This is a genomic window from Humisphaera borealis (assembly GCF_015169395.1).
Classification (GTDB): Bacteria; Planctomycetota; Phycisphaerae; order Tepidisphaerales; family Tepidisphaeraceae; genus Humisphaera; species Humisphaera borealis.
Genome location: NZ_CP063458.1, coordinates 5,083,660 through 5,108,896, shown reverse-complemented (window position 1 = coordinate 5,108,896; position 25,237 = coordinate 5,083,660). Strand labels below are relative to the sequence as shown.

The 25,237-nt window shown below is 64.1% G+C and carries 20 protein-coding genes; 7 read left to right on the top strand and 13 right to left on the bottom strand.

Translation table 11 applies throughout. The features are described 5' to 3' along the window. The first annotated feature begins 106 nt into the window (after positions 1 to 106). The 3 genes from IPV69_RS19075 (at position 107) to IPV69_RS19065 (ending at position 4,743) form a co-directional block, all read left to right on the top strand. Positions 107 to 2,080 carry a PAS domain S-box protein gene (locus IPV69_RS19075; protein WP_206291310.1) on the top strand — a complete coding sequence of 658 codons (1,974 nt, stop codon included), beginning with the start codon at positions 107 to 109 and terminating at the stop codon, positions 2,078 to 2,080. A gap of 134 nt (positions 2,081 to 2,214) precedes the next feature. Further along, entirely contained in the window at positions 2,215 to 3,663 is a 1,449-nt protein-coding gene (locus IPV69_RS19070; protein WP_206291309.1) for an alkaline phosphatase D family protein, read from the top strand. A 102-nt stretch (positions 3,664 to 3,765) separates the two neighbouring features. Next, positions 3,766 to 4,743, top strand: coding sequence for an alpha/beta hydrolase (locus tag IPV69_RS19065; protein WP_206291308.1), 978 nt, complete (start codon positions 3,766 to 3,768; stop codon positions 4,741 to 4,743). A gap of 21 nt (positions 4,744 to 4,764) precedes the next feature. Here the strand turns inward: IPV69_RS19065 and IPV69_RS19060 are convergent, their stop codons facing one another. The 3 genes from IPV69_RS19060 to IPV69_RS19050 form a co-directional block, all read right to left on the bottom strand. Continuing rightward, complete coding sequence (locus tag IPV69_RS19060) at positions 4,765 to 5,565, bottom strand: hypothetical protein (protein ID WP_206291307.1); 801 nt, start codon at positions 5,563 to 5,565, stop codon at positions 4,765 to 4,767. Positions 5,566 to 5,848: 283 nt separating this feature from the next. Beyond that, entirely contained in the window at positions 5,849 to 6,490 is a 642-nt protein-coding gene (locus IPV69_RS19055; protein WP_206291306.1) for a cupredoxin domain-containing protein, read from the bottom strand. A 157-nt stretch (positions 6,491 to 6,647) separates the two neighbouring features. Further along, complete coding sequence (locus IPV69_RS19050) at positions 6,648 to 9,485, bottom strand: M16 family metallopeptidase (RefSeq protein WP_206291305.1); 2,838 nt, start codon at positions 9,483 to 9,485, stop codon at positions 6,648 to 6,650. Between the two features lie 336 nt (positions 9,486 to 9,821). Between IPV69_RS19050 and IPV69_RS19045 the strand changes: the two genes are divergently transcribed. Then, a complete protein-coding gene (locus IPV69_RS19045) occupies positions 9,822 to 10,283 on the top strand; it encodes a hypothetical protein (RefSeq protein WP_206291304.1) in 462 nt (153 codons plus the stop codon). A gap of 172 nt (positions 10,284 to 10,455) precedes the next feature. Here IPV69_RS19045 and IPV69_RS19040 read toward each other — a convergent pair whose 3' ends face one another. From IPV69_RS19040 to IPV69_RS19020, 5 genes are all read right to left on the bottom strand, one after another. Next, positions 10,456 to 10,866, bottom strand: coding sequence for a VOC family protein (locus IPV69_RS19040; RefSeq protein WP_206291303.1), 411 nt, complete (start codon positions 10,864 to 10,866; stop codon positions 10,456 to 10,458). 1,075 nt (positions 10,867 to 11,941) lie between these two features. Continuing rightward, on the bottom strand, positions 11,942 to 12,931 hold the full coding sequence (locus IPV69_RS19035) for a poly(ADP-ribose) glycohydrolase (protein ID WP_206291302.1): 990 nt from the start codon (positions 12,929 to 12,931) through the stop codon (positions 11,942 to 11,944). A 120-nt stretch (positions 12,932 to 13,051) separates the two neighbouring features. Next, entirely contained in the window at positions 13,052 to 13,387 is a 336-nt protein-coding gene (locus tag IPV69_RS19030) for a hypothetical protein (RefSeq protein ID WP_206291301.1), read from the bottom strand. Between the two features lie 99 nt (positions 13,388 to 13,486). Next, positions 13,487 to 13,939: a hypothetical protein gene (locus IPV69_RS19025; RefSeq protein WP_206291300.1), complete on the bottom strand. Its 453-nt coding sequence runs from the start codon at positions 13,937 to 13,939 to the stop codon at positions 13,487 to 13,489. A 279-nt stretch (positions 13,940 to 14,218) separates the two neighbouring features. After that, positions 14,219 to 14,695: an ecotin family protein gene (locus IPV69_RS19020; protein ID WP_206291299.1), complete on the bottom strand. Its 477-nt coding sequence runs from the start codon at positions 14,693 to 14,695 to the stop codon at positions 14,219 to 14,221. A gap of 221 nt (positions 14,696 to 14,916) precedes the next feature. Here IPV69_RS19020 and rpsU point away from each other — a divergent pair, with 221 nt between their 5' ends. Then, positions 14,917 to 15,105 carry a 30S ribosomal protein S21 gene (gene rpsU, locus IPV69_RS27985; protein WP_206291298.1) on the top strand — a complete coding sequence of 63 codons (189 nt, stop codon included), beginning with the start codon at positions 14,917 to 14,919 and terminating at the stop codon, positions 15,103 to 15,105. A gap of 920 nt (positions 15,106 to 16,025) precedes the next feature. Here the strand turns inward: rpsU and IPV69_RS19010 are convergent. Continuing rightward, a complete protein-coding gene (locus IPV69_RS19010) occupies positions 16,026 to 16,937 on the bottom strand; it encodes a HEAT repeat domain-containing protein (RefSeq protein ID WP_206291297.1) in 912 nt (303 codons plus the stop codon). A gap of 217 nt (positions 16,938 to 17,154) precedes the next feature. On the opposite strand from IPV69_RS19010, the gene mdh reads away from it, so the two are divergent. Beyond that, positions 17,155 to 18,123 carry a malate dehydrogenase gene (mdh, locus tag IPV69_RS19005; protein WP_206291296.1) on the top strand — a complete coding sequence of 323 codons (969 nt, stop codon included), beginning with the start codon at positions 17,155 to 17,157 and terminating at the stop codon, positions 18,121 to 18,123. 214 nt (positions 18,124 to 18,337) lie between these two features. Next, positions 18,338 to 19,900, top strand: coding sequence for a PQQ-dependent sugar dehydrogenase (locus tag IPV69_RS19000; protein ID WP_206291295.1), 1,563 nt, complete (start codon positions 18,338 to 18,340; stop codon positions 19,898 to 19,900). Between the two features lie 68 nt (positions 19,901 to 19,968). Here the strand turns inward: IPV69_RS19000 and nadC are convergent, their stop codons facing one another. The 4 genes from nadC to IPV69_RS18980 form a co-directional block, all read right to left on the bottom strand. Beyond that, positions 19,969 to 20,880, bottom strand: a complete 912-nt coding sequence (nadC, locus tag IPV69_RS18995; RefSeq protein WP_206291294.1) for a carboxylating nicotinate-nucleotide diphosphorylase — start codon at positions 20,878 to 20,880, stop codon at positions 19,969 to 19,971. A gap of 85 nt (positions 20,881 to 20,965) precedes the next feature. Continuing rightward, positions 20,966 to 23,038 carry an excinuclease ABC subunit UvrB gene (gene uvrB / locus IPV69_RS18990; RefSeq protein WP_206291293.1) on the bottom strand — a complete coding sequence of 691 codons (2,073 nt, stop codon included), beginning with the start codon at positions 23,036 to 23,038 and terminating at the stop codon, positions 20,966 to 20,968. Between the two features lie 64 nt (positions 23,039 to 23,102). Continuing rightward, entirely contained in the window at positions 23,103 to 23,606 is a 504-nt protein-coding gene (locus tag IPV69_RS18985; RefSeq protein ID WP_206291292.1) for a ComEA family DNA-binding protein, read from the bottom strand. 29 nt (positions 23,607 to 23,635) lie between these two features. Next, positions 23,636 to 25,225, bottom strand: a complete 1,590-nt coding sequence (locus IPV69_RS18980) for an endo-1,4-beta-xylanase (protein ID WP_206291291.1) — start codon at positions 25,223 to 25,225, stop codon at positions 23,636 to 23,638. Positions 25,226 to 25,237 lie beyond the last annotated feature (12 nt).

The window sequence follows — 25,237 nt, the reverse complement described above, 5'->3', positions numbered from 1 at the left end:
ACTCTGTTTTCTGGTAGGATGAACGCGGCGACGGCGGAGGCGAAGGAAGCAAAATGCCACTTTTGGACCCGTCGCGATCGAGCCGTCCTGTAACCGAATCGCGACCATGACGCTGGACCTTACCAAGCCCAATCCATCGACACTGCTGGCCGCGATATCGGATCCGGTCTTTCATATCGATGAAAACGGCATCGTCACCCACGCCAATCCCGCCGCCGTCGCGATGCTTTCGCGTCATACCGACCCGGTGATCGGAGCAAGTTCCCAGCACATTTTTCCGGACGCGTTCGGTGCGACGTTCAATCGGGACGCGATCCGCGCGATTCGGTTCGGGCTGGAAGTTCGGTTCGAAGAGCAGTACCTGCCGCTGAACACCTGGCTCGAGGTTCACATTTACCCGAACGCCGGTGGAGCGACGGTCCTGCTTCACGACACCGCCGACCGCCGCCGCGACGCCGACCTGGTCGAGGATCACGCCCGCGTGCTGGAGCAGATCGCCCGCGGCCGCCCGACGAAGGGCGTTCTGGAGGCGATCACCGGCCTGGTCGAGCGACACGGCAACGGCCTGGTGGCGGCGGTCTTTGCCGCCGACCGGAACGTGCCGAGCACCCGTAACGTGCCGGGCACCAGCGACGTGTTGCGCGCGGCAGTCGGGCCGGGCCTTCCGCCCGATTACCTGCTGTCGGTCGACCGGCTTGAGGTTCGCCCGGACGGCTCGCCGGTCGGCCAGTCGGTGTTCACGCTTAAATCGGTCATCCTTTCGGACCTGCTGGTCGAACCCTGCGAGCCGAAGTTCCGGGAATCGGCGGTCAAACACGGTCTGCGTTCGTGCTGGGCGACGCCCATCGTCTCGACCTCGGGCGCACGCCTGGGCGCGCTGGCGGTCTATCGCCGGGAGCCCGGCCGGCCGACCAGCGACCAGTTCCGCCTGCTGCAAACGGCAGCGAACCTCGCCGGCATCGCGCTGGACACCCAGTGGAAAGACGCCGACTTGCGCGAGAAGGAGCAGGAGTACCGGTCAATCGTCGAAACGGTTCAGGACGCCCTGATCGTCGCCGACATGCAGGGAACGATCGTGGAAGTGAACCCCGCCGCGTCGCGCATGCAGGGCAGCGAGTACGACGCCCTGCTGGGCAAGCAGGCGATGGACCTGGTCCGCCCAGACTATCACGGCGTGGTCCGCCGGCTGCTCGACGAAGTCCGCCAGGGGCGCGAATACCACGCCGAGATCGTCTGCACCCGGCGTGACGGTAGTTCGTTCCCGGCCGAGGTCACCGCCGTCCCCTTCGCGTTCAAGGGACAGCGGCACCTGCTGGCGGTCGTCCGCGACGCCACGCCTCGCAAGAAGATGGAGGATTCGCTGCGCCGGACCGAGGAACGACTCCGCACGGTCGTCAATGGCGCGCCGCTGGTGCTGTTTTCGCTCGATCGGGCCGGCGTCTTCACCTTGTCGGAAGGTCAGGCGCTATCGGGCATCGGCCTCCGCCCGGGCGAGGTGGTTGGTAAGAGCGCGTTCGATCTGTACGGCAGTCATCCCGGGATCGTGGACAACTTGAAACTGGCGCTCTCTGGGGAGCCCCGCCGGTTCTCCAGTGAGCTGAGCGAACGCACCTTCGAAACCATCGTCCGCCCGCTGCGAAGCCATCGCGGTGAGATTGTGGGTGCGGTCGGGGTTTCGATCGACACGACAGAGCAGACGCTGACCGAAGAAGCGCTCGCCGAGAGCGAAGAGCGCTTCCGGGCCAGCTTTCATCAGGCACCCATCGGAGCGGCGCACACCTCGCTCGACGGCGTCGTCCTTCGCGTGAACGAACCCCTGGCCGCGATGCTCGGTCTGACCCCGCAGGAAGTGGTCGGTCGTCGCCTTCGCGAATGGCTTGCCGACGACGCCGAGCGAGAACAGGACGCCGACGCCGTACGGCAATTGCTCTCGGGTGCGCTTCGGGTAACGGCGACGGTCCGTACGTTACGCGGACAGGAAGGCGTCGGCATCCGGGCCGTCTTCAGCCTGTCGCTCGTCCGCGGGCGTCAGGGAGAGACAAGGCACCTGGTTTATGCCATCACGCCGCTGCCGGGCTGACGCTACGTCGTTCGGCACAGGGTAGCCGTCTGGGAGCCCCCTTGCGCCGGCCTCCGATCGGCAATGCCTGCTGCAATATCCGCACGAGCCGTCCGTATCGGGTAGACCAAACCGAGACCCGCATGGAGATGAGGATGAACCAGCCCTTTTCCCGGCGTCGCCTGATGCAGGCTTCCGCCGCCGCCGTCGTGCTGCCCCTGACGCCCGGCGCGAACGCCACGACATTTCCGGGCGTGCCGCCCCACCAGGCGATGGGCGCCAAGGCGGGCGAGATCACCGATACCACCGCGATCATCTGGGCACGCCTGACGGTATCGCCCGAACGCCGCAAAGGCTTTGTCTTTCCCGAGAAGCGCGGTAAGCCGAAGGAAGCGATCGAGCACCCGCCGATTGATGAATGCGACGGAGCCTGTCCCGGGATGGCTGGTCGCATCCGGGTGTCGTACTCGCCGAACGCCGACTTTTCGGATGCCATCGCCACCGACTGGGTGGAGGTCAACGCCGGCTCCGACTTCTCGCACCAGTTCGCCCTGAAGGGATTGCGTCCGGCGACGCGGTACAAGTATCTGGTCTGGACGCAAACGCTGGTCGAAGGGGCCTTTCACGCGCCGCTGGCCGGCTACTTTGAAACCGCCCCATCGCCCGACGCCACGCGCGATCTGACGTTCTGCATGATGACCTGCCAGGGCTATCCCGATCGCGGGCATCCCGACGGCCACCCGATCTACCCGTCAATGCTGGCGATCAAGCCGAAGTTCGTCGTCTACGCCGGCGACAACGTCTACTACGACAATGACCCGCCGTCGGCGGACTCGGTCGAACTGGCACGGTACCACTGGCAGCGTATGTTCAGCCTGCCGCGCATCCGCGACATGCTGCTGGCGGCAGGGTGTTACTTCACAAAAGACGACCACGACACACTGGCCAACGATACCTGGCCCGGCGCCAAAGAAGGCTCGCTGACGTTTGCCAAAGGCCAGGACATCTATCGCCAGCAGGTGCCCCTCGGCGGCCCCTGCTTCCGGACGTTCCGCTGGGGCAAGGACCTTCAGATCTGGCTCACCGACGGGCGAGACTTTCGCTCGCCGAACAAAATGCCTGACGGCCCGGACAAGAGCATCTGGGGCCGCGAGCAGAAAGCCTGGTTCAAGAAGACCGTCAAAGAAAGCGACGCGACCTGGAAACTTCTGCTGAGCCCCACGCCGATCGTCGGCCCCGATCGAAAGGGGAAGAACGACAACCATGCCAACGAAGGCTTTCAGACCGAGGGGGACGAGTTGCGTAAGTGGATGCAGGCGAATGTACCCGAGAACTTCTTCGTGCTCTGCGGCGACCGGCACTGGCAGTACTACTCGATCCACCCCGAGACGAAGGTGAGAGAGTTCAGCGTCGGTCCCGCCAGCAACGAGCACGCCAGCGGCTCGCCAGGATTCGACAAGACCTACCACCAGTATCATCGGGTGAAGGGCGGATTTTTGGCGGTATCGTTGAAACGTGACGGCGGCCGCAGTGAAATCCGCTTCGAGCACCGGGACGTGGACGGGAGAATCGTGAACGAAGTGAAGTTCGAACGAGCGGTTTAGTGCCCGACGAAAGTGCGCTGCCGGTCATCCCTGCCCCACGGAACCCGCCGCAACGGGATCCAAGTGTTTTGGCTATCCAACGTGAAGCACGAACTGAACCCCATGAACAATCCACTCCTTGCCATCGCCGTCATTCTCCTGACTTCCGCCTCCGCCCTGGCCGGCCCTACCGACGAGCTTTACAAGCTCGGCCCCGACTCGCAGGAACAGCCGGGCGTGCCCAGGGGCAAGCTGTCGGAGCCGATCGTGCTCGCGAGCAAGGTCTATCCCAATAGCACGCGCAACTACTGGGTCTACACCCCCGCCCAGTACGACAAGACCAAACCCGCCTGCCTGATGATCTTCCAGGACGGCCATGCGTTCCTCGGTCTCAAAGGCGAGTACCGCATTCCGTACGTGTTCGACAACCTGATCCACCGCCGGGAGATGCCGGTGACGATCGCCGTCTTCATCAACCCCGGCCACGGCCCCGATCAGCCCGAGGCGACCGACAAAGACTGGGGTGACGGCACCACCAACCGCCGGGTGGAGTACAACGCGCTGGACGACAAGTATTCGAAGCTGATCGTGGACGAACTGCTGCCGGAATTGAAGAAGTCGTACAACATCTCCGACAACCCGGAGCACCGGGGCATTGGCGGAGCCAGCTCCGGTGCGATCTGCGCCTGGACGGTCGCCTGGCACCGGCCCGACCAGTTTCGCAAGGTCATCAGCGTGATCGGCAGCTACACCAACATCATGGGCGGCCACGTCTGGCCCGACATGATCCGCCAGGGCGAAGCCAAGCCCATCCGCGTGTTCATCCAGGACGGCCGGAACGACAACCGCGGCACGCGCAAGGGCGGCGCCTATGACGCCAAGTGGGACTGGTTCGCACAGAACGTGAAGATGGTCGAGGCGCTGACGGAAAAGAAGTACGACATGACGTACGTCTTCGGCGTCGGCTCGCACAGCGGCAAGCACGGCGGATCGATCATGCCGGAGATGCTGCGCTGGATCTGGCGCGATCACTCCAAAGGACAGGACCCGATGGACCCGGCGATCAAGACGCCGTTGGGAGCGGAGACGGCGGGGAAGTGACCGCGTGACCGCGAGCCGCACCTAAGCAGCGTTGGCCTGGCTGGGTTTACGAAGCCTCACAATCGCCCAGACGCCCAGAATAGACGCGACAACCAGACCAACGATCAACAGTTGGCTAGGCGAGTTTGTCGTCTCGGGCGGCGTCATGCTGGGCAGCCGTTCAACTGTAAGGACCGCGCCTGTCGGCCCGTCGAACGCGGTGGGCAATAGCACCGCATCTCCAGCATTTTGCGGAGCGCCGTGAACCGTGCCGCCGCGACCGGTGACGGGATCGACGGCTGCGACATTGGCGTAGATGTTGTCGCGGAATAGCCGGTTCTTGATGACCGCGCCACAGAACGGGGTGGTTTGCCATTCAACGTGGCCGTCTGCATACACCACCTGTTGACCGTCAAACCAGTGGTTGGCACTGTTCGCAGTTCGCATCTCCAGGCGATTGCTGGTGTAGCTGACCTTCGTGGGTCCGCCCTGCGGATTGTCGCCGTAATTCATGTCCGCGGCGAACGGATCATCCGGCGTGAGCGAGGTATCGAACTTCCATTTGCCCGCAACGGCAGCGGCTGACGGATAGGGGTTCGCGTAGCTGTACGAATTGCGATGGGGGGCTGGAAAGTTGGAGAACTTCTGAACGTCGAATGCCTCGTATCGTGCAATTCCCTGGGGACAGATGAATACGTCCGGCGTGAGGTCGGTCGTCCGCAGGATCAGATAGAACGCGGCCGTCACATCATTGGCCGCCGGCCCGCCGCCAGGCAATCCGGGATTCGCAAATGGCTCAACGCTGCTGATTCCGGTGTAAAACTGCGGGCGATCGGCGGACAAGGGATCGTAGGTAGTCCGCGGAAACAGTCCAGCCTGAGCGCGCAGGATCGCTCGCGTACATGATCGCCGCCAGCGCAATCTGTCGGAGGTTGGAGGCACACCTGATCCGACCGCTGCCGCCGGAAGCACGAGTCATTACTGCCGGCAGCACAGCGAATACGAGCAGCGAGAGAATGATCAATACGACACAAAGATCCTTGAGCGTGAATCCGGCGCGCACACGAGATCGCGGCACAGGTAGTGGTGCGGCTTCGCGCATTTTGCCCTCCGTCTGCGTCCCAGGTCACTTCCGCGACATCTCCGCGTTCTGCACGACCGTCTGCCCCGCCGCGACCTTGACCATAAACTCGCGTTCGTTGAACCGCGCGTTACGCTGCCAGGTCTTTACCTTCCATTCCCCCGCCGGAACGTCTTCGATGCGGTACGTGCCGTCCTCGGCGACTTTGGCGTGGAACGGCGTGGGTGTTACGAAGATGACGCCGTCCATGTAGCGGTGGATCGAGCAGAACAGGCGGACCATGCCCGGGGCGTCGAACTTGACGATCTTGGGCCCCGTGCCCGGCGGGTAGAGGCCCAGGTCGAACGGCTTGGCCGGCGAGCGAGAGAAGACGTTGTGCTCCAACGGCCGCGGCTCGTCGTTGCTGAAATCGACCGACTGGCCAACACACACCACGATCAACGACGGCGTGAACTTGGCGTCGCGCTGCGAGACGTGGATGGGTTCTTTCGGCGGCGCGAACTTCGCCGCCGGGTCGGTCGATTCGAGGTAGACGATCATCTCCGGCAGCGTCTTCCCCTGCTCGGCGGAAATCCTGCCGGCGACGACACCCGCGGTCGCGGCGGGCCTGCTGGCAGGCTGCGCTTGTGCGGATACCGTCCATCCGACAACCAGCGCGGCGAGCAAAATTGTCAGCGTTTTGTGCACAGCTCGCTCCTGGGTTCTAGCCCAGTGACCCGGGTGCCATGGGCTGCGGTACTCCGCTGCCCGTGGTTACGCGTGACGGCTATGTCGCAGCCACGGGCAGGCGAGTACGCCAGCCCATGGCACCCACATGACATTGGGATGCCGGGCGTACTCAGACCTACTTCTTCTCCGGTTTCGGCTGCAGCAGTTCCGGCTGCTCCATGCCGCCTTCGCGCTTGGCGGGCATCGGCAGCACCTTCACTTCGCCGATCTTCTCCAGTGCTTCCTTCACCTGCGCCGCCGGCGCGACGACCACGATCGTGAAGCGGTCCGGCGCGACGTACTGCGTCATGACCGCCTTGACCTTATCGGCCGTGACGGCGGAGATCTTCTCGGGGTACACGTCGTAGTAGTCGATCGGGTAGCCGTTCAGCAGGCCGTCCACGCGATACTGCGCCTGCTGCTGGATCGTCTGCATACCCATCAGCATCAGGCCGATGGTCCGCGTCTGGGCTTCCTTCAGCTCGGCGTCGGTCACGTTCGCCGACCTCATGCCGTCCAGCACGTGGAAGATCGCTTCGATCGACTCGGCGGCCTTGTCGATCCGGCCGTCGGTGCCGGCGGTAAACACGCCCGCCTGCCGCCCCGGCTGGAACACGCCATGAACGCCGTAGCTCAGCCCCTTCTCGGCCCGGACATACTTGTTCAGCCGCGAATCGATACCGCTGGTCAGGATCTGCCCGGCGATCGTGCCGGCGTACTTGTCGTCGGATTTGATGTCGTACGCGCGGATCGCCATGCGGATGGTCGAACCCCTGGCGTCAGGGTTGTCGATCAGCACGATCTGCCGCTTCTGCGGGGCCGGCGGGAAGTCGTACAGCCCGGCGGTGTCGCGCGTGGTGGCGTCGGCCTTCCAGCCGTCGATCAGCTTCTTCGCCATCGCCTTGCCCGATTCCACCGTCACATCGCCGGCGATCAGCAGGATGGCATCTTTCGGGGTGATGTTGGCCTTGTACCAGGCCTTGACGTCGTCCAGCGTGATCGCCGCGACGCTCGCCGGCTTGGCGCTGCGGCCCAGGGCCGATGTGCCGTACACCGCCGATTCCAGGTCGTCATCGGCCACGCTGCCGGGCGTCGCCTGCTGGAGCGACAGGCTCGACAGGAGTTGCGCCTTGAGCTTTTCAAACTCTGCCGCCGGGAACGTCGGCTCCAGCAGCACCTGGCGCGATCGACCGATCGCGTAGTCCAGGTCTTTCGACAGCGATGACCCGCTCAGCCGGGTGTAGTCGCCGCCGGCCGAAACGCTGATCGTCGCGCCCTTGGATTCGAGCTCTTCGTTGAGTTGGTCGTAGGTCAGCCCGGTCGAGCCGCGGCGGACCATATCGGTGACGATGTCGGCCAGGCCCTCCTTGCCCTTGGGGTCCAGGTGCGAACCGGCGCGGACGGTCAGGCTCCAGTTCACCAGCGGCAGCCGGTCGTCGGGCATGATGATGACCTTCACGCCATCGATCGCGGTTTCGGTGCCCTTTTCGAACTTGGCGCGGACGACCTGATCGTTGATCGGCGGGCCCTTCGGCCAATCGGCGGGGAAGGTCACCTCGCGGGCCACGGGGGCGGCGGCGACGGCTTCCTTCGCGGCCGCGGCCGGCAGGGCCGCCGGCTTGGCCAGCGGATCGGGCTTGACCTTTAGAATCGTCGCCTTCTCGACCGCCAGGTACTTCTTGGCCGCGGCCTGGATGTCGGCCGGGGTGACGGCTTCGAGCTTGGCCAGCGCGGTATTCACCCGCGTCGGGTCGCCGGCGAACAGGGCTTCGTTCCCCAACGCCGACGCGACATTTTCCGCCGTCTGCCGACCGCGAATCAGGCTGATCCGCGCCTGCGTCTTGACCTTCTCAAGTTCCTCCGGCGTCACGCCCTTGGCGATGACCTCGGCAATCGAATCGAGCAGGCCCTTCTCGACGGCGTCCACGCTCTTTCCCTGCAGAACGGTGCCGCTGACGATAAACAGCCCGGCATCCTGCAACTGCATGTTGGAGGCCGACGTGTCGGCCGCCTGCGGGTTCTCGCTGTTGACCAGCAACCGATCCAGCCGGCTGGAGCGGCCGCCGCCCAGGATCGACCCGAGCAGGTCCAGGGCGTGGTGGTCGTCGGACGAATACGCCGGCGTATGGAACGCGATCGCCGACATCGCCAGCGGCACGCGATAGCTAACCTCCACCCGGCGGGTTTCGGTCTGGGGCGGTTCGACCGCCGTCAGCCGTTTGACCTCTGGGCCCTTGGGAATCCAGGCGTAGTACTTGTTGACCAGTTCCTTGGTCTTGGCCAGGTCAAAGTCGCCGGCGACGACGAGGACCGCGTTATTCGGCAGGTAGTAGGTGTTGAAGAAGTCCTGCAGGTCCTGCGTGCTGGCCGCAGCCAGGTGCTGCATGTTGCCGATGGGCGTCCACTTGTACGAGTGCTGCGTGAACACCTTGCCCAGCAGATCTTCGTACAGCGTGCCGTACGGCCGATTCTGCCGCAGCCGCCATTCCTCGCCGACCACCTGCCGCTCGGTGTCAAAGATGTCCTGCTTGACCTTGAACGAGGCCATCCGGTCGGCCTCCATGTAGAGCACCATGTCCAGGTGCTGCGAGGGAACGGTCTGCAGGTAGACGGTCTGGTCGAAGCTCGTGAAAGCATTCGACATGCCGCCGACGCCGTTCACCAGCTTCATGTGCTGCTGGTTCCCGACATGGGCCGATCCGCGGAACATCATGTGCTCGAACATGTGCGCGAAGCCCTGGCGGTCGGGGCGTTCGTCGCGCGAGCCGACGTGATAGAACACCCGCACGTGGGTGACCGGCGCGTTGGTGAGCGGCGCGTAGATCACGCGAAGCCCGTTGGGCAGCGTCTCCTGCGTGAAGCTCACCGGCTTGGCCGCCGGCACCTCGGCGGCACCCGCGGGACGAGACACGGCAGAAAGAGACGCGACGGCAAGGATCGCCAGGCAGGCGGCAGGCAACGATGTCAGTTTCATCAGGCGGCTCCGCGGGTGAAGGTTGCCGCCGTTTTACCCTCCCCCACCGCCCGCCGCCACGGGGGAATCAAGTTGGCAGGGTGACGCTCGGGATTTCTGGTGCCACAGGTCTTCCGGTGCCACAGGTCGCGGTACTCCGAGACCTGCGCGGCACGTCGCGCGGCCCGGCGGGTGCCATGGGCTGCGGTACTCCGCTGCCCGTGGCTACGCGTGACTGCCGCAACACCGCCACCCACCAGGCGAGTACGCCGGCCCATCGCTCCCTCGTTGTTGTCGAAAACATGAGTCGCACCCGACCTCATGGCCTCGGCGGCCGCCGCGGCTAAAGTGTCTTCCGTGAACATCGCATTGGTCGGATTTACCAACAGCTACAACGACCAGCAGTGGCTGGAGATGGCCCGGGCCTGGGCGGCCGGGCACGACCCACATCGGCCATCGGCGAACGCCACGCGACACGTCTTCGACCTTCGCGGCGAGCGCGGCCGCAACTTCCTCGACGACCAGGGCACGTACGACATCGTCATCCTGTTCGCGATCTACAACCCGCCGCAGAGCGCCAACCTGCAAAAATCAAAAGGCCGCCAGCGCGGGCAGACCTCGCTGGCGGTCAATCATTCACGCGACAACTGGGCCGGGCGATTGTCACGCACGGCGGCGAGATACCTCTTCATCTTCCGCCGTCCCGACTCCGTCAGCGGCGAATGGCTCGGCGAGATCACCCACTACGAAAAACTGCCCGAGCAGGCCGGGGTATTCGGGGTATCGATTTATCGTCGGCGGGACGTTGCGGTCGGATGAACAGATTCGCGGATGCCTCCACCCGACTCTGCGAGCGCGATCGGGTGGCATGGGCAAGCGTACCCGCTTGCCCGTGGGGACGCCGTCGTCCGTTCGACACGGGCAACGGGGTACCGTTGCCCATGCCACCCGGCACCCCTAATACCAGCCGTCCCACACCCAGTGGCCGAAATCAAGTCGACGCCGTCGGCGGCACGGCGTTCATGTGAACAAGCCCCCACCCATGGCCGTCGGGGTCGACGAAGCTGTGCGTGTACATGAATCCAAAATCCTCCCCCTTGTCGTAGGTCGTCCCCCCCGCGGCGACGGCCCTGGCGACCAGCTCATCAACCTCCAGCCGGCTGTCGCAACTGAGGGTCAGAAGGATTTCCACCGCCTGGGTCGTATCGCAGATCGCCTTGGGCGTGAAGTCGCGGAACCGGGCATGCGTCAGCAGCATGACGAAGGTCGTCTCGTTGATGACGACGCACGCGGTGGCGTCGCCCGTGAACTGCGGATTGAGCGCGTAGCCGAGCGCCTGGTAAAAGGCGATCGACTTCGACAGGTCGGCGACCGGGAGGTTGAGGAAGATCTGTTTGTTCATGGTGCTTTGTTCCTGTCGATTCCTGCGACGCGACCATTGATGCATTCCATTAGACGAAACGGATGCCGATTGGCTTCTGGGTGGCATGGGCAACGGTACCCCGTTGCCCGTGTCGAACTTGGGACAGCGCCTCCACGCTTGGGGGGACACGGAGGCCGTCCGCAATACCGCCGCCGCGGCCGCGCTCCAACGGCGCGATGTCGAGCGGCCCCGGTCAGCTGCGCCGTTTGCGCGATTGAGGCCGCTGACGCCGCTCGGCAGCTTCGTCCGCGGGTTTCGGCGGTGGCCCCGTTAGCCCTGTGCTGAGGACCGCCGAACTCACCAGCAGGTAGACCTCCATCCAGTGAAGCGACTGCCGCTCGGCTAAACGCGAGATCTGATGCGGCCAGCCGAGCGAGTCGGGCTTTACGTGGTAGCGGGACGTGATGTGCTGACTGAGTGCTTCGATGAACCGACACTCGCCTGCAGCCCCGTACTCGTATCCGTGTAGGAATGCGACGACGTTGTCGCGATTCGATGGGCACACGAACATCCCCATTCGCGTGTTAAACGTGATGATCGCTCGCACGTCCGCGGGCCGCATCTGCCTCCGGTCTATAACGCAATGCCGAGCAATGGCCGGCCCGGCGCCGCGCCGAGTCTCGAACCACAAGAAGTTTAACCGCCGACCCGGGCCATTGCATTCGTGAGGTGGATTACGAAGCCCCATCGGGGCGGCAGAGCATTAGCCCAGGGCGCTGGACGGCGCAGCGGGACAAGCCCTGGGTTGACGCGGCATCTTTCCTGAGCCCTGTAGGGGCGACAGAGCTCGTCTTCGAACGGATGCTATTCCGCCCCTTCAGGGCTCATCGTTTTGAGGGTTCCACACCCAGGGCTCGTTCGGCTGCGCCGTCGAGCGCCCTGGGCTATGGCTATGTCGCCCCTATGGGGCTTCGGACCGAATCAACGGGCCGGCATTCAATGGCCGGGCGGGCACCGGACGCACCCTCGAATCACGAGGACCGCGACACCCGCCCGGTCCGCTGCGATGGCTGGTTAGTCGGCCCGCCGGCCCGCCGCCAATCGTTTGACGCCGCTAGTTGCCGTCGCTGACGCCCCAGTGGTAGGCGAGCATCACGCTACGGCTAACGATCGTATGCAGCGTGCACGTCGAGCCGCAACGCTGCGCCAGGCTGTCCGCGACGTCCAGGCCACGCGCGGCCTCGTCCGCGCCCGCGCTATCGCCCGCATGGAGCACGAGACGGCGCACATTTGCGGCCCGCGCTGCCAACGTTTGAAGCGCCACCATCAGTCGTCGGTTACCGCCGAAAGCGCCGCAACCCCAGAACCCGGAGTGGATGATCGCCTGTAGGCCGCCCGTCGTGGCGGACTCTTGGACGGCCGCTTCAAATGCCGTGTACGCCGTGGCAAACACGTACTCGATCTCACGCTCTGTGTAATCGCCACGACCGCCGGACGGCGCGGCCATCGCGATGATATTGCTGAACGTCGGCGGCTCGACCCGCCGCGTCGCTCGTCGGACCACATCGAGGGGCGCCGCCGCGAATCGGTTTCCGTACAGGCCCACCGGCCGGCCCGCGGCGGCATTTGCGTCCGTTGCGACCACGATCCGCCGCTCGACGTTACGGACCAATATCGGTGTCGCGCCCGTCTCGTCGCTCGTCTTGGCCGCCAACCCCTCTGCCAACAGCGCCTCTCGCACGCTACCGAGCAACGGGTGTTCGGCGACCTGCATCTCGTCCTGAGCGAAAAGCGCCGACCCGTACGCGGCGAACAATCGCGGGTCGGCGAAGTTCACATGCCACTCCACGGGTGTCCCGACATCGCCCATCGGGCGGTAGTCGTAGAAGTCCGGACGGATGTCGGTCGCGAGAGCGGGCGGCAGCAGAACGGAGTCGGGGACGTGTTGAGCCCACCGCGTCACCTCGATCTCGGAGGGTGCCGACCGCCCGTCTGGATATGCGATGTCGAACAGGGCTGCCTTGTGAGGATGGCGGAACTTTGGCGGTTGCTCTCGGAGTAGCGTCGGGGCATCAAAGATCTTGCGGTACAGCGGCTCTCGCATTGCGGACCCCTTGGCAGAATAACGGACCGACGTTCAGCGGTCGGGCGGGCACCGGACGCGCTCTCGAAAGACAAGGACCGCGACGCCCGCCCGGTCCGCTCCAATGGCTGGTCAGCCGCTTTACCGCAGCCGGTAGAAGTAGCTGCCGGCGTAGTTTTTCCGCACGTTCTCGTCCGAGTCGATTTCGAACACCACGTTCGGAAACTTCTCAAATGGGTACCCAGAGTCTTTGAGGAATCCGAGATACGTGTTCTTCATGCCTTCGCGCTGCTTTGGGCTAAGTGCATCCGCGTCAGAAATCGTGCGGAGGAAGAAATAGACGCCGATGCCATCATCCCAATGTTCCCATGTTATTACATGTTGAATCGCGTGCAGTGGAATGCCACGGTCACCGCACCACCGTGAGAATGTAGCATCCGCATCACTCACGGAACGGTTGTAACGCTGGTTGCTCATAGCGGCTAACGTAAGGGCGATCAACGGCCGGAGCCGCGCCCCGGCACCGCTCGGATGAGAGAAACCATACCCGCGGCTCCGGTCCGTTGCATTGCCGGGTTATACGGCTGGCCGTGCGGCCGCGAGAAACGCTGCGACCTTTGCGAGGACTTCTTTCCGATACGCCGGATCATCCCAGCCGCGAAAGTCGATGATGCGATCTTCTGACTGGCGCTGAACTGCCTTAAGAGCGCGCTCGAGCACTTTTGGCTGTGCCGCCCCGTCAACAACGATTTGAGCGAACGCCAAGCCGATGATCGCGTCGTCGCGGGTGAGGCGTTCGAACACCGCCTGCTGCGACCGCTGCATCTCTTCGACGATGACGTTCGCGTCCTGATCGTCCCAATCATAATCGCCGATCTCCCACGCTTGCAGAAGGTGCGGAAGGAACTGACCGGGACGATTGCCGGACTCGCGCCATTGCCGGTAGTGCCCGAGCACGTCCGCGCCGGTGTCATTGCCGAGCGGGCCGTATTCGTTGACCTCGTCGGTGAAGATCGGATCGAGTTTCAAAGACTTCGACTTCGCCAAGGTGCTCCAGCCGTATACCTGGCAATATCCTGCGCATTGGATCGGTTAACGCGGCCGATCCTTCCGGTCGTAACTTACTATGCCTACAAACACCTGCAACGGTTCCAGGACGATATCGACGCTGGAAAATCCTGCGCAGAGCAAGGCAAATGTTCGGTTTGCACTGTCGGTGCCAGGCTCTCGGAATGCCCGCACTTTCCATCGTGCGGCTGAAGCCTGACTGTCTCTCCAGTCCTGCCGCCCCGCTACGCCGCTCCGCGATCACCCCTTTGGCATCTCCTTCGCCTCCGGCGGGGTGGACCAGATGCGGTACTTTACCTCGGCGCCTTCCGGCACGTACACCGCGATGGGCAGCCGGCTGTTGTAGCGGACGAGCTTCGGCTGGATCGACACCCACTTTTCCTGCGGGACGCCGCCGCCGATGAGGGTGCCCATCATGTTGCCGATCTCCTTCACCACGTAGCGGTTGAAGCCCCACCCTTCGATGTTCACTTCCTCGACCTTTCCGCCGAGGGCGAAGTTGTTGACCGAGTCGGCGATCACCTTTTTGCCGACGATCAGCTCGACCTTGAAGTTCTCCTCGTTCTTCTGCGCGGGCAGGATGATGACGTAGCGCACCATGCCCTTCTCGGCCGGGGGGTAGGCCTTTTCGAGGTAGCGTTTGGCCTCGGCCTCGTCGGCGCGGACGGAGACGGCACAGAGCAGGACGATGACTGCGGTCGCGATGCAGTGGTTCATAGCGGCTCCTTGGGTTGGGGCAAGAGAGTGTAACCGGTCGGTCGTGCGTTCACCCGCGGCCTCCCGCGGCTTCGGGATTGGCGGTAAACAGATTGAATATCGGATGGTCGCCCGCCATGATAAGCCGATCAGTTCCCCGCCGTCCGTGGTGACCCTTACATCTCGTCGCGGGCAGGAACATTAAGTCCGGCACTGCGTCAGCCGAATGAAGACGCACTTCGATGGGTGTAAAAATTGTGGTCCGTGAGGACGAGTCTATTGAGCGGGCGGTCAGTCGCTTCAAGCGAGACGTGATCCGATCCCACGCAGGCGATAAGTGGCCGTGGTGCCGATCGTTCTACGCCTCGCCGAGCATGTTGAGGAATCGCAATAAAAGCCGACGGCAGAGACGGTATAGCAACGGGCAATGACCCGTCATTTCTCTGCCTTCTTGATCCCTCGCCTGTCTTTCCGGTGCCGCTTTCGGCTTGCATTTCTGCGACATCGACTTAACATATACCGTACATTTTCGCGCGTCTTCCGACGTCTCGCTTTGTGACGCCGGCGGCGCGCTCGCTCCGTGCGCCGCCTGACGGGTGTGGTCCGTCGGACCGGCGTGTACTCCGCGGGGCATCGGCGTCTCGGGCGATCCGGTTACGGTCGCGCCGAGTGGTTTGATTTGGTTGGACGGTTTGGTTTGTTTTGGTGGACGGTTTCTGGTGCCACGGGTCGCCGGTACTCCGGAGACCCGTGGTGTCGGTCGCGCGGAACGCACGGGTCTGCGGGGTACCGCCGACCGGTGCCACCGAATCCGTGCCACCGAATCCGGGGCGCGGAGCCTCGTCGGGTTCGTTCGGCAGAACACGCTGGGTTCGTTCGGCGGGCTCGCGCTGGGTTCGTTTGGCGAATTGGACTGTGGCATGGGCATGTGCGCATGCCCGTGTCTTCCGGCCTTCGACGCTCACTGGCAAGAGTAGTTGCCCATGCCACGTGGCGGCGGAGTCTCGGGTTCGTTTGGCAGTCTCGGGGTTCGTTTTGGCGGTCAACGTCGGGCTGAGGATGAACGAGCTCCGGTGTGTGACGTCGCTCGCACGGCTCGGAAAGCCGTGTCACGGACAGCGGTTCGAAGGATCGCCTCGGGTTCGTTGGGCCACGTTGCGCTGGGTTCGTTCGGCGACGGTCGGCGCGGAGCGGATTCTTAAGCTGGTGCCACCGGTCGCCGGTACTCCGGAGACCCGTGGTGTCGGTCGCGCTGAACGCACGGGTCTGCGGGGTACCGCCGACCCGTGGCACCGAACGTCGTCGGGTTCGTTCGGCGAAGCCGTGCTGGGTTCGTTTGGCGGGGCGGGACTCAGCGCGGACTCGCCTGCGTCGTCGCGGGGTTGTCGGGCGCGGCGGCGAGCGCACTGGCGGCCTGAGCGACTTCGGGGTCTTTGTCGCGGGCCAGCTCGGAGAGCAGTGGTTTCAACCCGGTCTTGTCGGCGAGCCGGGGCAATAGCGGAATCAATCGATGGCGGAAGTAGGGAATCACGTCCGGCGAGCGCAGGGCGTCGGCGACGGCCGGGTAGGCGGTCTTCGCGCCGGGGCCGATCCGCAGCAAGGCGTTGGCGGCGTCGAAACGTTGCTCCCACGCCGCGGGGTCCTGACGATCAGTCAGCAGCTTGACCAGGGGGGCGACGGCCTTCGCGGCCTCGTCGGGGGCGGCGTCGGCGAGCAGGCCGATCGCGTTGGCGGCCTTGGCGCGGACGGCGGGTTGCTTGTCGCCCAGCAGCGGCACCAGCGCGGGCACGATCCGCCCCGCATCCTTCTGGCCGATGACCGACAGCCGACCGGCAGCGGCGATGCGGATGAGCTCGCGGTCGTCCTTCAACGCCAGCAGCAGGCTATCGACGGCTTGCGTCCCCCGACCGAAGGACGCGGCGAAGGCCTCGGCGGCGGCAACCTGCACCGCCGGCGATTCGTCGCCGACCGCCTTCGACAGCGCCGCCCGGGCCGGGGCGGCGTCGGCGCCCATCCGCCTCAGGGCATCGGCGGCGTCGCGGCGGTCGTCGGGTCGGCGGCTCAGCAACTGCTGCAGCGCAGTGTCCACCTCGGCCCGCGTCGGCTTGGTCGCTGGCTGCATGACCGGGGGAAGACGGTCTTTAGGCACGGAGTCGGCGTTTGCCGCGGCAAGAGCGGAATGGGCCAGCAGGCCGGCGGAAAAGACGGTTGCCAGGCGGATCGGCTTAAGAAACGAAAGTTTTTGGCGCGGTCGTCGTCGCATGGTCCCTCGTCCTCCGGAGCGGTCGGCGAATCGGCCGGAATACATCGGCCGGAATCGCAGGCTCAGCAGCATACTGTGAGGCCTCGGCCGGTCTAGTAATCTCTATCGGTAGCCGGCGATTGATCTTCCCCGGCGATTCCCGATAATCGCGGTCCCGAAGCCGGGCGGCATACGTTGCCGCCGGCCGCCGGACGGACGGAAAGGAACCATTACTCACATGCGTCGCGCCAAGATCACCATCGTCGGAGCCGGAAACGTCGGGGCCACCTGTGCCCATTGGGCCGCCAGCAAGGAGCTGGGCGATATCGTTCTGCTGGATATCCCGGAGGTCAACGACCCGAAGGACCCGACCAAGAAGATCCCCAACACCATGCCCGCCGGCAAGGCGCTGGACCTGTACGAAGCGAGCCCGGTCGAAGGGTTCGACAGCCGAATCACCGGCGTGACCGATTACGCCGCGACGAAGGACAGCGACGTGGTGATCGTGACGGCGGGCATCCCCCGCAAGCCGGGCATGAGCCGCGACGACCTGATCGCGATCAACACGGGCATCGTCAAGAGCGTGTGCGAGAACGTGGCCAAGACCAGCCCGAACGCGGTGATCATCGTGGTCAGCAACCCGCTGGACGCGATGGTGTACGTGGCCTGGAAGGCCAGCGGCTTCCCGACGCACCGGGTGATCGGGCAGGCCGGCGTGCTGGACGCGGCCCGCTACCGCTCGTTCCTGGCTGAAGAGGTCGGTTGCAGCGTGGAAGACGTGCAGGCGTTGCTGCTGGGCGGGCATGGCGACGACATGGTGCCGCTCAAGCGTTACACCTCGGCCGGCGGCATTCCGATCACGCAGCTCGTCAAGGCCGACCGGCTGGAGGAGATCATCAAGCGGGCCCGCAACGGCGGCGCCGAGATCGTCAACCTGCTGAAAACCGGCAGCGCCTACTACGCCCCCGCCGCCGCCACCGTGCAGATGGCCGAGGCGATCATCAAGGACAAGAAGCGCATCCTGCCGTGTGCGGCTTACTGCGACAAAGAGTTCGGCATCGGCGGGTTCTTCGTCGGTGTGCCGTGCGTGCTGGGCACCAAGGGTGTCGAGAAGGTGATCGAGATCGAGCTCGACGCCGACGAAAAGAAGATGTTCCAGACCAGCGTGGACCACGTGAAGGAACTGGTCGCCGCGGTCAAGCTGTAAACGCCGGGCGGAACGCCATCGCCCGAGGCTGGGTCCGGTGTGTACGGCCGAGTGGTGTTGGAAGATCGGTCGAGTGACGACGTCGGCGGACCGTTGTGGTGAGAGCAAGGCAGTCGGTATGACGTCCTGGCCGCTCCCTTTGGATTCTATGGCACAACCGTTTGTCACGACCCCGGGCCACTCACCGCGCCGCTGCGCAGCGCGGGTGGCTCCGTTGTTGCGATCGCTTCTGGCGGTGCTGGTTCTTGCCGGTCTTACCGGGTGCGGCAGCGGACCGCGCATCCTGCCACGCGAAGAGCGCAAGGTCATCGACCGCAAGCTGATCGAACGCCCGAGCGGGTTTGATGTGGAGCTGTTTGCCGTCGGGCTCGATCAGCCGATCGCGACGACGTTCGACGGCGACGGCAACCTGATCATCGCCGAGGCCGGGATGAACCGGTGCGAACCCCGCATCTACGGGTTCACACCCGACGCGCGGCGGTTTGACATCTATCCCTTCGCAAAACCGCTGGTGCCGTTCCTGCGCAAGGGCACGCGGCTGTACGGGCCGGTCGGCGGCATCCTGGTGCACAACAGCACCGTGTACGTTTCGCACCGGGATGAGAACGACTTCGGCGTTATCAGCGCGCTCGATTACAAGGGCGGCATCAAGACGATCGTTTCCGGGCTGCCCGCGCAGGGCGAGAACGGTGTGACCGACCTGGCGATCGACAACCGCAGCGGCCGGCTCTACTTCGGCGTGGGTAGCGCGACCAACTCGGGCGTCGTCGGAATTGACGACCATCAGATCGGCTGGCCGAAACATCACCCCGCTTTCCACGACGTGTTCTACACGCCCGACAAGCCGATGAAGCTGCTGGGGCGTCGGTTCGATTCGCGGAATCCGGCGGCGCTATGGCTGATGCCGGACATCGCCGTTACCGCACCCTTTCAGGCGTTCGGGCAGAGCACTAATACGCTGATCTCGGGGGCGACCCGCGAGAGCCCCAAGTGCAACAGCGCGATCTTCTCGGTGATGCCTGACGGCGGCGATCTGCGGGTGGAAGCGCACGGTATTCGGCTTCCGCGGGGCCTGGCGTTCAACGAGTTCGGCACGCTCTACTTCACGAACCAGGGCATGGAGCTTCGCGGCACAAGGCCCGTGAAGGACGACCCGGACGTGCTGGCAAGATTGTTTCCGGGGGCCTGGTACGGTGCGTTCGACTTCAGCACCGACTTGCAGCCGATCAGCAATCCGCGGTTCCAGCCGCCGCTCAAGAGCATTCTGCCGACGGGATATCCGGACCTTTCGTTCCTGATCAATCATGCCGAGAGCGGGCTTGTTGCGCCCGACGACCGATTTGCCAAGAACGCGATTCTGGGTGTGATGCCGTCACAGTCTGGGGCGGCGGGCATGGAGTTCGCGCCGCCTGACGGCCCGTTCCGTCAGTTCGCCGGCAGCGCAATCGTGGCCTTGTCCGGCGACCGTTGGCCCTTCTCGGCGAGTGGCGAAAAGCTTAAGGGGTCGATCGGGTTCAAGCTGGTGCGAGTAGACGTGGACCGGGCGCAGGTTCGGGACTTTGTTCGAAACGTGCAGGACGGCCCGTCCAGCCGTCAGGGCGGCGGCGACCAGTTGCTCGAGCGTCCGGTGGACGTCAAGTTCGGGCCGGACGGGGCGCTTTACATCCTGGATCTCGGCGAGATGGAAGTCGTGGACGGGCAGGTGAAGTCGCGGAGCAATACGGGGCGGATCTACCGGGTGATTCCGTCGCGGGAAGCGGCGACGCGGGGACCGTAGGGCGGAATGTGGATTGTGGAACGTGGATTGTCGGAGGCTGCCCGCCGCGACAATCGACCCGCCACAGACTACGTCTCAATTTCAAGCGAGATGTCCAGCGCCGGGGCCGAGTGTGTTACTGCGCCGACGGCAATCCGTTCTACACCGGTCATGGCGATCGATCGGACGGTATCGAGGGTGACGCCGCCGGAGGCTTCGAGCGCCAGGGTGCCCTTCCGCCCCGCCGCATCGCGCATGTGGACCGCCTGCTCCATGGTCGGGCAGTCCATGTTGTCGAGGAGGATGCAGTGGATGCCCTCGACCTTCAGAAGCTCCTGAAGCTGGTCCAGCGCGGTCACCTCGATCTCCAGGAATCGGTCCGGCGACTCGGCCCGGCTACGGGCGACGAGCCTGATGGCCCAGTCGCGAAGGTCTCGAACGGCGACGCCGGCGACGTGGTTGTCTTTGGCGAGAATGCCATGAAACAGGCCGATCCGGTGATTTTCACCACCGCCGGAGAGCACGGCATATTTGTCAAGCGAGCGAAAGCCGGGGCGTGTCTTGCGGGTGTCGTAGATTTTCGCCTGCGTGCCGGCGACTCGACGGACGAACCGGTTGGTCTGCGTCGCGACGCCGGACATGTGCTGGAGGAAGTTCAGGATGACGCGCTCGGCCGAGAGGAGCGACCGCACGGGTCCGCGGACGCGAAGCAGCGGCGTGGTTCGCTGATCGCTGTAGCGGCCTTCGATGATCTCCATGTGAAAACCGGGGATCATCTCGACGCGAAGCCGTTCGTCGTAGGCGCGGCAGACCATCTCCACGATCGGCAGCCCGCAGACGACGCCGATCTGTTTCTGAAGGAGTGTGCCGACGGCGATCTGGTCTTCGGGAAGCGTCAGACGGCTGGTGACGTCGTCGCCATCGCCGGGGCCGAGGTCTTCCCGGCGCGCGAGCTGGATGAGTTCTTTGAGGTCGTCGATGGGTGGGAATGGGAAAGTCATACGTTAGCCCTTTTCCCATCATAGTAGGCCCCGGTTCCGAGAGCGACGCGCCGTAGGTTCGTCTGCCAGGCAGCCACAGGACTCGCTACTTCGCGGTCTTGTTCCGCTTTCCCTTGCCCTTGTTCTTCGGCTGCCAGATCTTGGACTGGCGTTCCTCGGCCTCGGTGGGAGCCAGGGCATCGCCGCTGATGGTCGGTGCGCCTTTGATCTCGTTGATCTTGTCGCGAAGCTGGGCAGCCCGTTCGAACTCCAGGTTGCGGGCGGCATCGAGCATTTCCTCTTCGAGCAGACGGAGGATCTCCGTCTGGTCGAAGCCGCCTTCGTCGGCGTGGATGGCATCGCGGGCCGTCTTGCGGGCCTTCATCTCCGACTCAAGGCTTGTGCGGATCGCCTTCTTCACTGTCTGCGGGGTAATGCCATGGTCGGCGTTGTACTTGAGCTGCACGACACGGCGACGGGTGGTTTCGTCGATCGCGTTCTGCATGGCCGGCGTGACGCTGTCGGCGTAGAGCAGCACCTTGGCATTCACGTTTCGCGCGGCCCGGCCGATGGTCTGGATGAGCGACGTTTCCGATCGCAGGAACCCCGCCTTGTCGGCGTCGAGGATCGCTACGAGCGACACTTCCGGCAGGTCGAGCCCTTCACGAAGCAGGTTGACGCCGATCAGTACGTCGAAGTCGCCCTTGCGGAGGTCGCTGAGGATCTCGACCCGTTCGAGCGTCTGGATCTCGCTGTGCAGGTATCGCCCGCGTAGCCCCGCTTCCTGGATGTAAGCCGCCAGGTCTTCACTGAGCCTCTTCGTCAATGCCGTGACAAGTACGCGCTCGCCCGACGCCACGCGATCTTTGATCGATGCCAGCAGGTGCGGCACCTGGCCTTGCGCGGGGTGGATTTCGATGACCGGATCGATCAAGCCGGTTGGGCGGATGATCTGTTCGATCACTTCGCCGCCGGTGCGTTCCAGTTCCAGCTTGCCCGGCGTCGCCGAGACATAAACGCACTGGTTGATCATCTGCTCGAACTCTTCGAACTTCAGCGGGCGGTTGTCGAGCGCGCTGGGAAGCCGAAAGCCGTGCTCGACAAGCACCTCCTTCCGCTGGCGGTCGCCGTTGTACATCGCCTTGATCTGCGGCAGCGTGACGTGGGATTCATCGATGACGAGCAGGTAGTCGTCGGAAAAGTAGTCGAGCAGCGTGGAAGGCTTCTCGCCGGGCTGACGACCGTCGAGGTGCCGGCTGTAGTTTTCGATCCCGCCGCAGTAGCCGACCTCCTGGATCATCTCCAGGTCGTACTTGGTGCGGGCCATCAGGCGTTGCGCCTCGAGCAGCTTGCCGTCGTTCTTGAGCGCAATCACCCGCATCTCAAGTTCATTCTTGATCGCCTGGATCGCGCTCTCCACCTTGTCTTCCGGCATCACGTAATGCACGGCCGGGTAAATGAAGATCGACTCGTGATTGCCAAGGATTTCGCCGGTCAGCGGGTTGATCGAGTCGATGTTGGTGATCTCGTCGCCGAAGAACTCAATGCGATACGCGAACTCTTCGTAGCTCGGCTGTAGTTCGACAACATCGCCGCGAACGCGGAACGTGGCGCGTTTGAAGTCCATGTCATTGCGGCTGTATTGCAGTTCGATAAGCCGTTTCAGCATGTCGTCGCGGTCGGTCTCGACGTCCTTGCGGATCGGCAGCACGCTCTTCTGATAACTTTCCGGCGAACCAAGGCCGAAGATGCACGAGACGCTCGCAACGATCAGCACGTCGCGACGGCTGACGAGATTGCTCGTCGCCGACAATCGAAGCCGGTCGAGATCGTCGTTGCGGCTGGCGTCTTTCTCGATGTAGATGTCCCGCTGCGGGATATACGCCTCGGGCTGGTAGTAGTCGTAGTAGCTGACGAAGTATCCCACCGCGTTGTGGGGAAACAGTTCCTTGAACTCTTCATAAAGCTGGGCCGCCAGTGTCTTGTTGTGGCTGATGACCAGCGTCGGCCGGTTGAGCCTGGCCACCGTGTGGGCCATGGAGAACGTCTTGCCCGACCCAGTAACGCCCATGAGCGTCTGGAACTTCTTTCCCTCGTGAACGCCGGCGACGAGCTTGTCGATCGCCTGTGGCTGATCGCCCTGCGGGGAGTACTTACTGACGACCTGAAAATCTGGCATGGGAAGGCTCCGTTGACCTGCGCATCGGCTCGACGCAGTTCATCATACGCTCGTCGGGTGCGATTCAGCGGGCGGCTTGAGTTGTTGTCGGTGCGGGGAAGATCAGATGGGGCCTGATCTGCTCGAGCATGGTTCCGCCGATGCCGCTGACGGCGGCAAGGTCGAGCAACTCGCCATAGGGAAGCTGACCCGGGTGCCGGCTCATCCAGTCGAGGCGGTGCTCGACGATCGCCTTGGCGCGCTTCTCGCCGAGGGACGGAATCGCGGCCAATTCCTGCCAGGTGGCGGTATTGGGATTGAGCCGATCCGCCAACTCATCGAATCTCGAAGGCCGAACGGGTTGGGGATCTGTGATGTGGCTCGGATTGCGGATCGCGCGCCAGGTGAGAACACCAAGTACGAAGGCAAGCACGACCGCCATCCCCCGCCGCTGTCGAGGCGTCCACGCCAGCCGCTCGGCGAGTGTGGTCCGGCGCGTCACTGTCGAAGACGCGTCCGGACGGCCCGGATCGCTCGACAACGGAGGTGCGCCGGTTGTGCTGGCTTGGTCGTCCGGCTGGTACTGCATCGGGAAAGATACCGCCTGTTTTCCTTACGCTATTTCCTCGGAAGGGGCGGCGGTGTGGGCGGCGTAGCCGGTTGCGCGGGGGCACCATGCGCCGTCGGAACCTGCACCGGCGGCGGTCGAAACTTCTCGCGCAGCTGCTGCAGCTTGGTAAACGCCGCCTTGGGCTGCAACATGTCGTCGAGCAGTCCGCCACCCGGCAGGGACGGTTTGACGTCCGTCAGGTTGTTCCAGGCGATCGCCTCGACGAACGGCTTGCTGAGCGCCATCTGATACACCGCGTCCATCCATTCGGCCTGAAGCTGCGGATCCCACGGCCGGTGCCAGCGACCGGCCTGATCGGGGTTCAGCCGACCGCCGGTGACGTCGCCCGGATCGGCATTGTGCCGCCCTGGCACGCCGATCGCCGTGATGAACACGGGCTTTCCGAGGGTGGCAAACTTGTCGAGCGCGCAGCTCATCTGGAACAGATCCCGGTTGAAGTTCCCGGTCGTCGGCACGCCCAGCTCAATTTCCAGCCCGAATGCTTCGAAGGCAATTCCGGCATTGGCGAGCATCTCGGCGTACAACATCGGCGGTACACCGGCGGGCGCGCCGCCGCGTCCGCGGGCATGGTACTCGCCGAACGGATGGGTGATCGTCACCAGGGTGCGGGCACCCGGCAGAAGCGTTTTCACCTGCGATACCAACAGGCGAGTCAGCTCGATAATCTGCTCGAAACTCAGCGAAAACGCCGTGTTCGACTGTATCCCCGCGACCACATTCCAGACCGCCACCGCCTTGCGATAGCGCGTCACCATCTTCTGCACGTAGTCGTACGCCATCTCCCGGAGCATGTCGAAGTCGTGTTCCCAGATGACCATCCAGTCCGGGACGTTCTGCGAGTCGAGCCGTACCAGCGGGCCGGCGATCGTCGGCACGCGGCGTTTGCTCAGGAACTCGACCCACTCATCGACCGGGGCCGGGTTGAACGACTGCTCCTGCGGCTGCACTTCCTTCCAGCTCATCGGTACGACGGCATAGTCGAACTGCGTCGCGACCATCTCGCGATAGCGCTCATTGTTCACCTGCGGGTCGATCCGGCACCCGAAGACATGCTTCACGAAACCGTTCGTCTGCTTGCGCCGGTTCAGCAGGAGGTCGGTATGGAACGTCGCCAGCTGCTCCGACAGATCGATTGCCATCTCCAGCGCGCGATCGGCCAGGCCGGCGGCGACGGCGGGATCATGCAGTTTGCCGAGCGTCTCGGCGAACAGCATCTGACCCTCGTGCAGTTTCTGAAGGAACTTCTCGAACTTTGGAAAATCGAAGAGGTTCCAGTCTTCCTGCTTCTGAACGATCTTCATCAGCCGGAATCGCGCCAGCTCGACGTTGAGAACATAAGGCTTCTCCCTCGGCTGTAGACGGGTGGTTTCCAGGATGAAGCTGCCGAGCGGGCCGACGTCCCACAGGAGCGCGATACCCACGGCATGGTCGTCCTTGCGATTGACGATCAGCAGGCCGTCGCGGAACAGAATCTCACCGGGGACGGGAACGCTTTCGGGCCCGATCGCCATCGCGGCGACGGGTTCGAAAGCCGTCAGCCGGGCGCCGTTGCGATAGATCTCAAACTTGACTGGCATAGGAATACTTGT

What these genes read in the sequence shown, in the direction of transcription:
- IPV69_RS19075 (WP_206291310.1), top strand. Translation starts at nt 107, where the DNA reads ATGACGCTGGACCTTACCAAGCCCAATCCATCGACACTGCTGGCCGCG.
- IPV69_RS19070 (WP_206291309.1), top strand. Translation starts at nt 2,215, where the DNA reads ATGAACCAGCCCTTTTCCCGGCGTCGCCTGATGCAGGCTTCCGCCGCC.
- IPV69_RS19065 (WP_206291308.1), top strand. Translation starts at nt 3,766, where the DNA reads ATGAACAATCCACTCCTTGCCATCGCCGTCATTCTCCTGACTTCCGCC.
- IPV69_RS19050 (WP_206291305.1), bottom strand. Translation starts at nt 9,485, where the DNA reads ATGAAACTGACATCGTTGCCTGCCGCCTGCCTGGCGATCCTTGCCGTC.
- IPV69_RS19040 (WP_206291303.1), bottom strand. Translation starts at nt 10,866, where the DNA reads ATGAACAAACAGATCTTCCTCAACCTCCCGGTCGCCGACCTGTCGAAG.
- IPV69_RS19035 (WP_206291302.1), bottom strand. Translation starts at nt 12,931, where the DNA reads ATGCGAGAGCCGCTGTACCGCAAGATCTTTGATGCCCCGACGCTACTC.
- IPV69_RS19030 (WP_206291301.1), bottom strand. Translation starts at nt 13,387, where the DNA reads ATGAGCAACCAGCGTTACAACCGTTCCGTGAGTGATGCGGATGCTACA.
- IPV69_RS19020 (WP_206291299.1), bottom strand. Translation starts at nt 14,695, where the DNA reads ATGAACCACTGCATCGCGACCGCAGTCATCGTCCTGCTCTGTGCCGTC.
- rpsU (WP_206291298.1), top strand. Translation starts at nt 14,917, where the DNA reads ATGGGTGTAAAAATTGTGGTCCGTGAGGACGAGTCTATTGAGCGGGCG.
- IPV69_RS19010 (WP_206291297.1), bottom strand. Translation starts at nt 16,937, where the DNA reads ATGCGACGACGACCGCGCCAAAAACTTTCGTTTCTTAAGCCGATCCGC.
- mdh (WP_206291296.1), top strand. Translation starts at nt 17,155, where the DNA reads ATGCGTCGCGCCAAGATCACCATCGTCGGAGCCGGAAACGTCGGGGCC.
- nadC (WP_206291294.1), bottom strand. Translation starts at nt 20,880, where the DNA reads ATGACTTTCCCATTCCCACCCATCGACGACCTCAAAGAACTCATCCAG.
- uvrB (WP_206291293.1), bottom strand. Translation starts at nt 23,038, where the DNA reads ATGCCAGATTTTCAGGTCGTCAGTAAGTACTCCCCGCAGGGCGATCAG.
- IPV69_RS18985 (WP_206291292.1), bottom strand. Translation starts at nt 23,606, where the DNA reads ATGCAGTACCAGCCGGACGACCAAGCCAGCACAACCGGCGCACCTCCG.
- IPV69_RS18980 (WP_206291291.1), bottom strand. Translation starts at nt 25,225, where the DNA reads ATGCCAGTCAAGTTTGAGATCTATCGCAACGGCGCCCGGCTGACGGCT.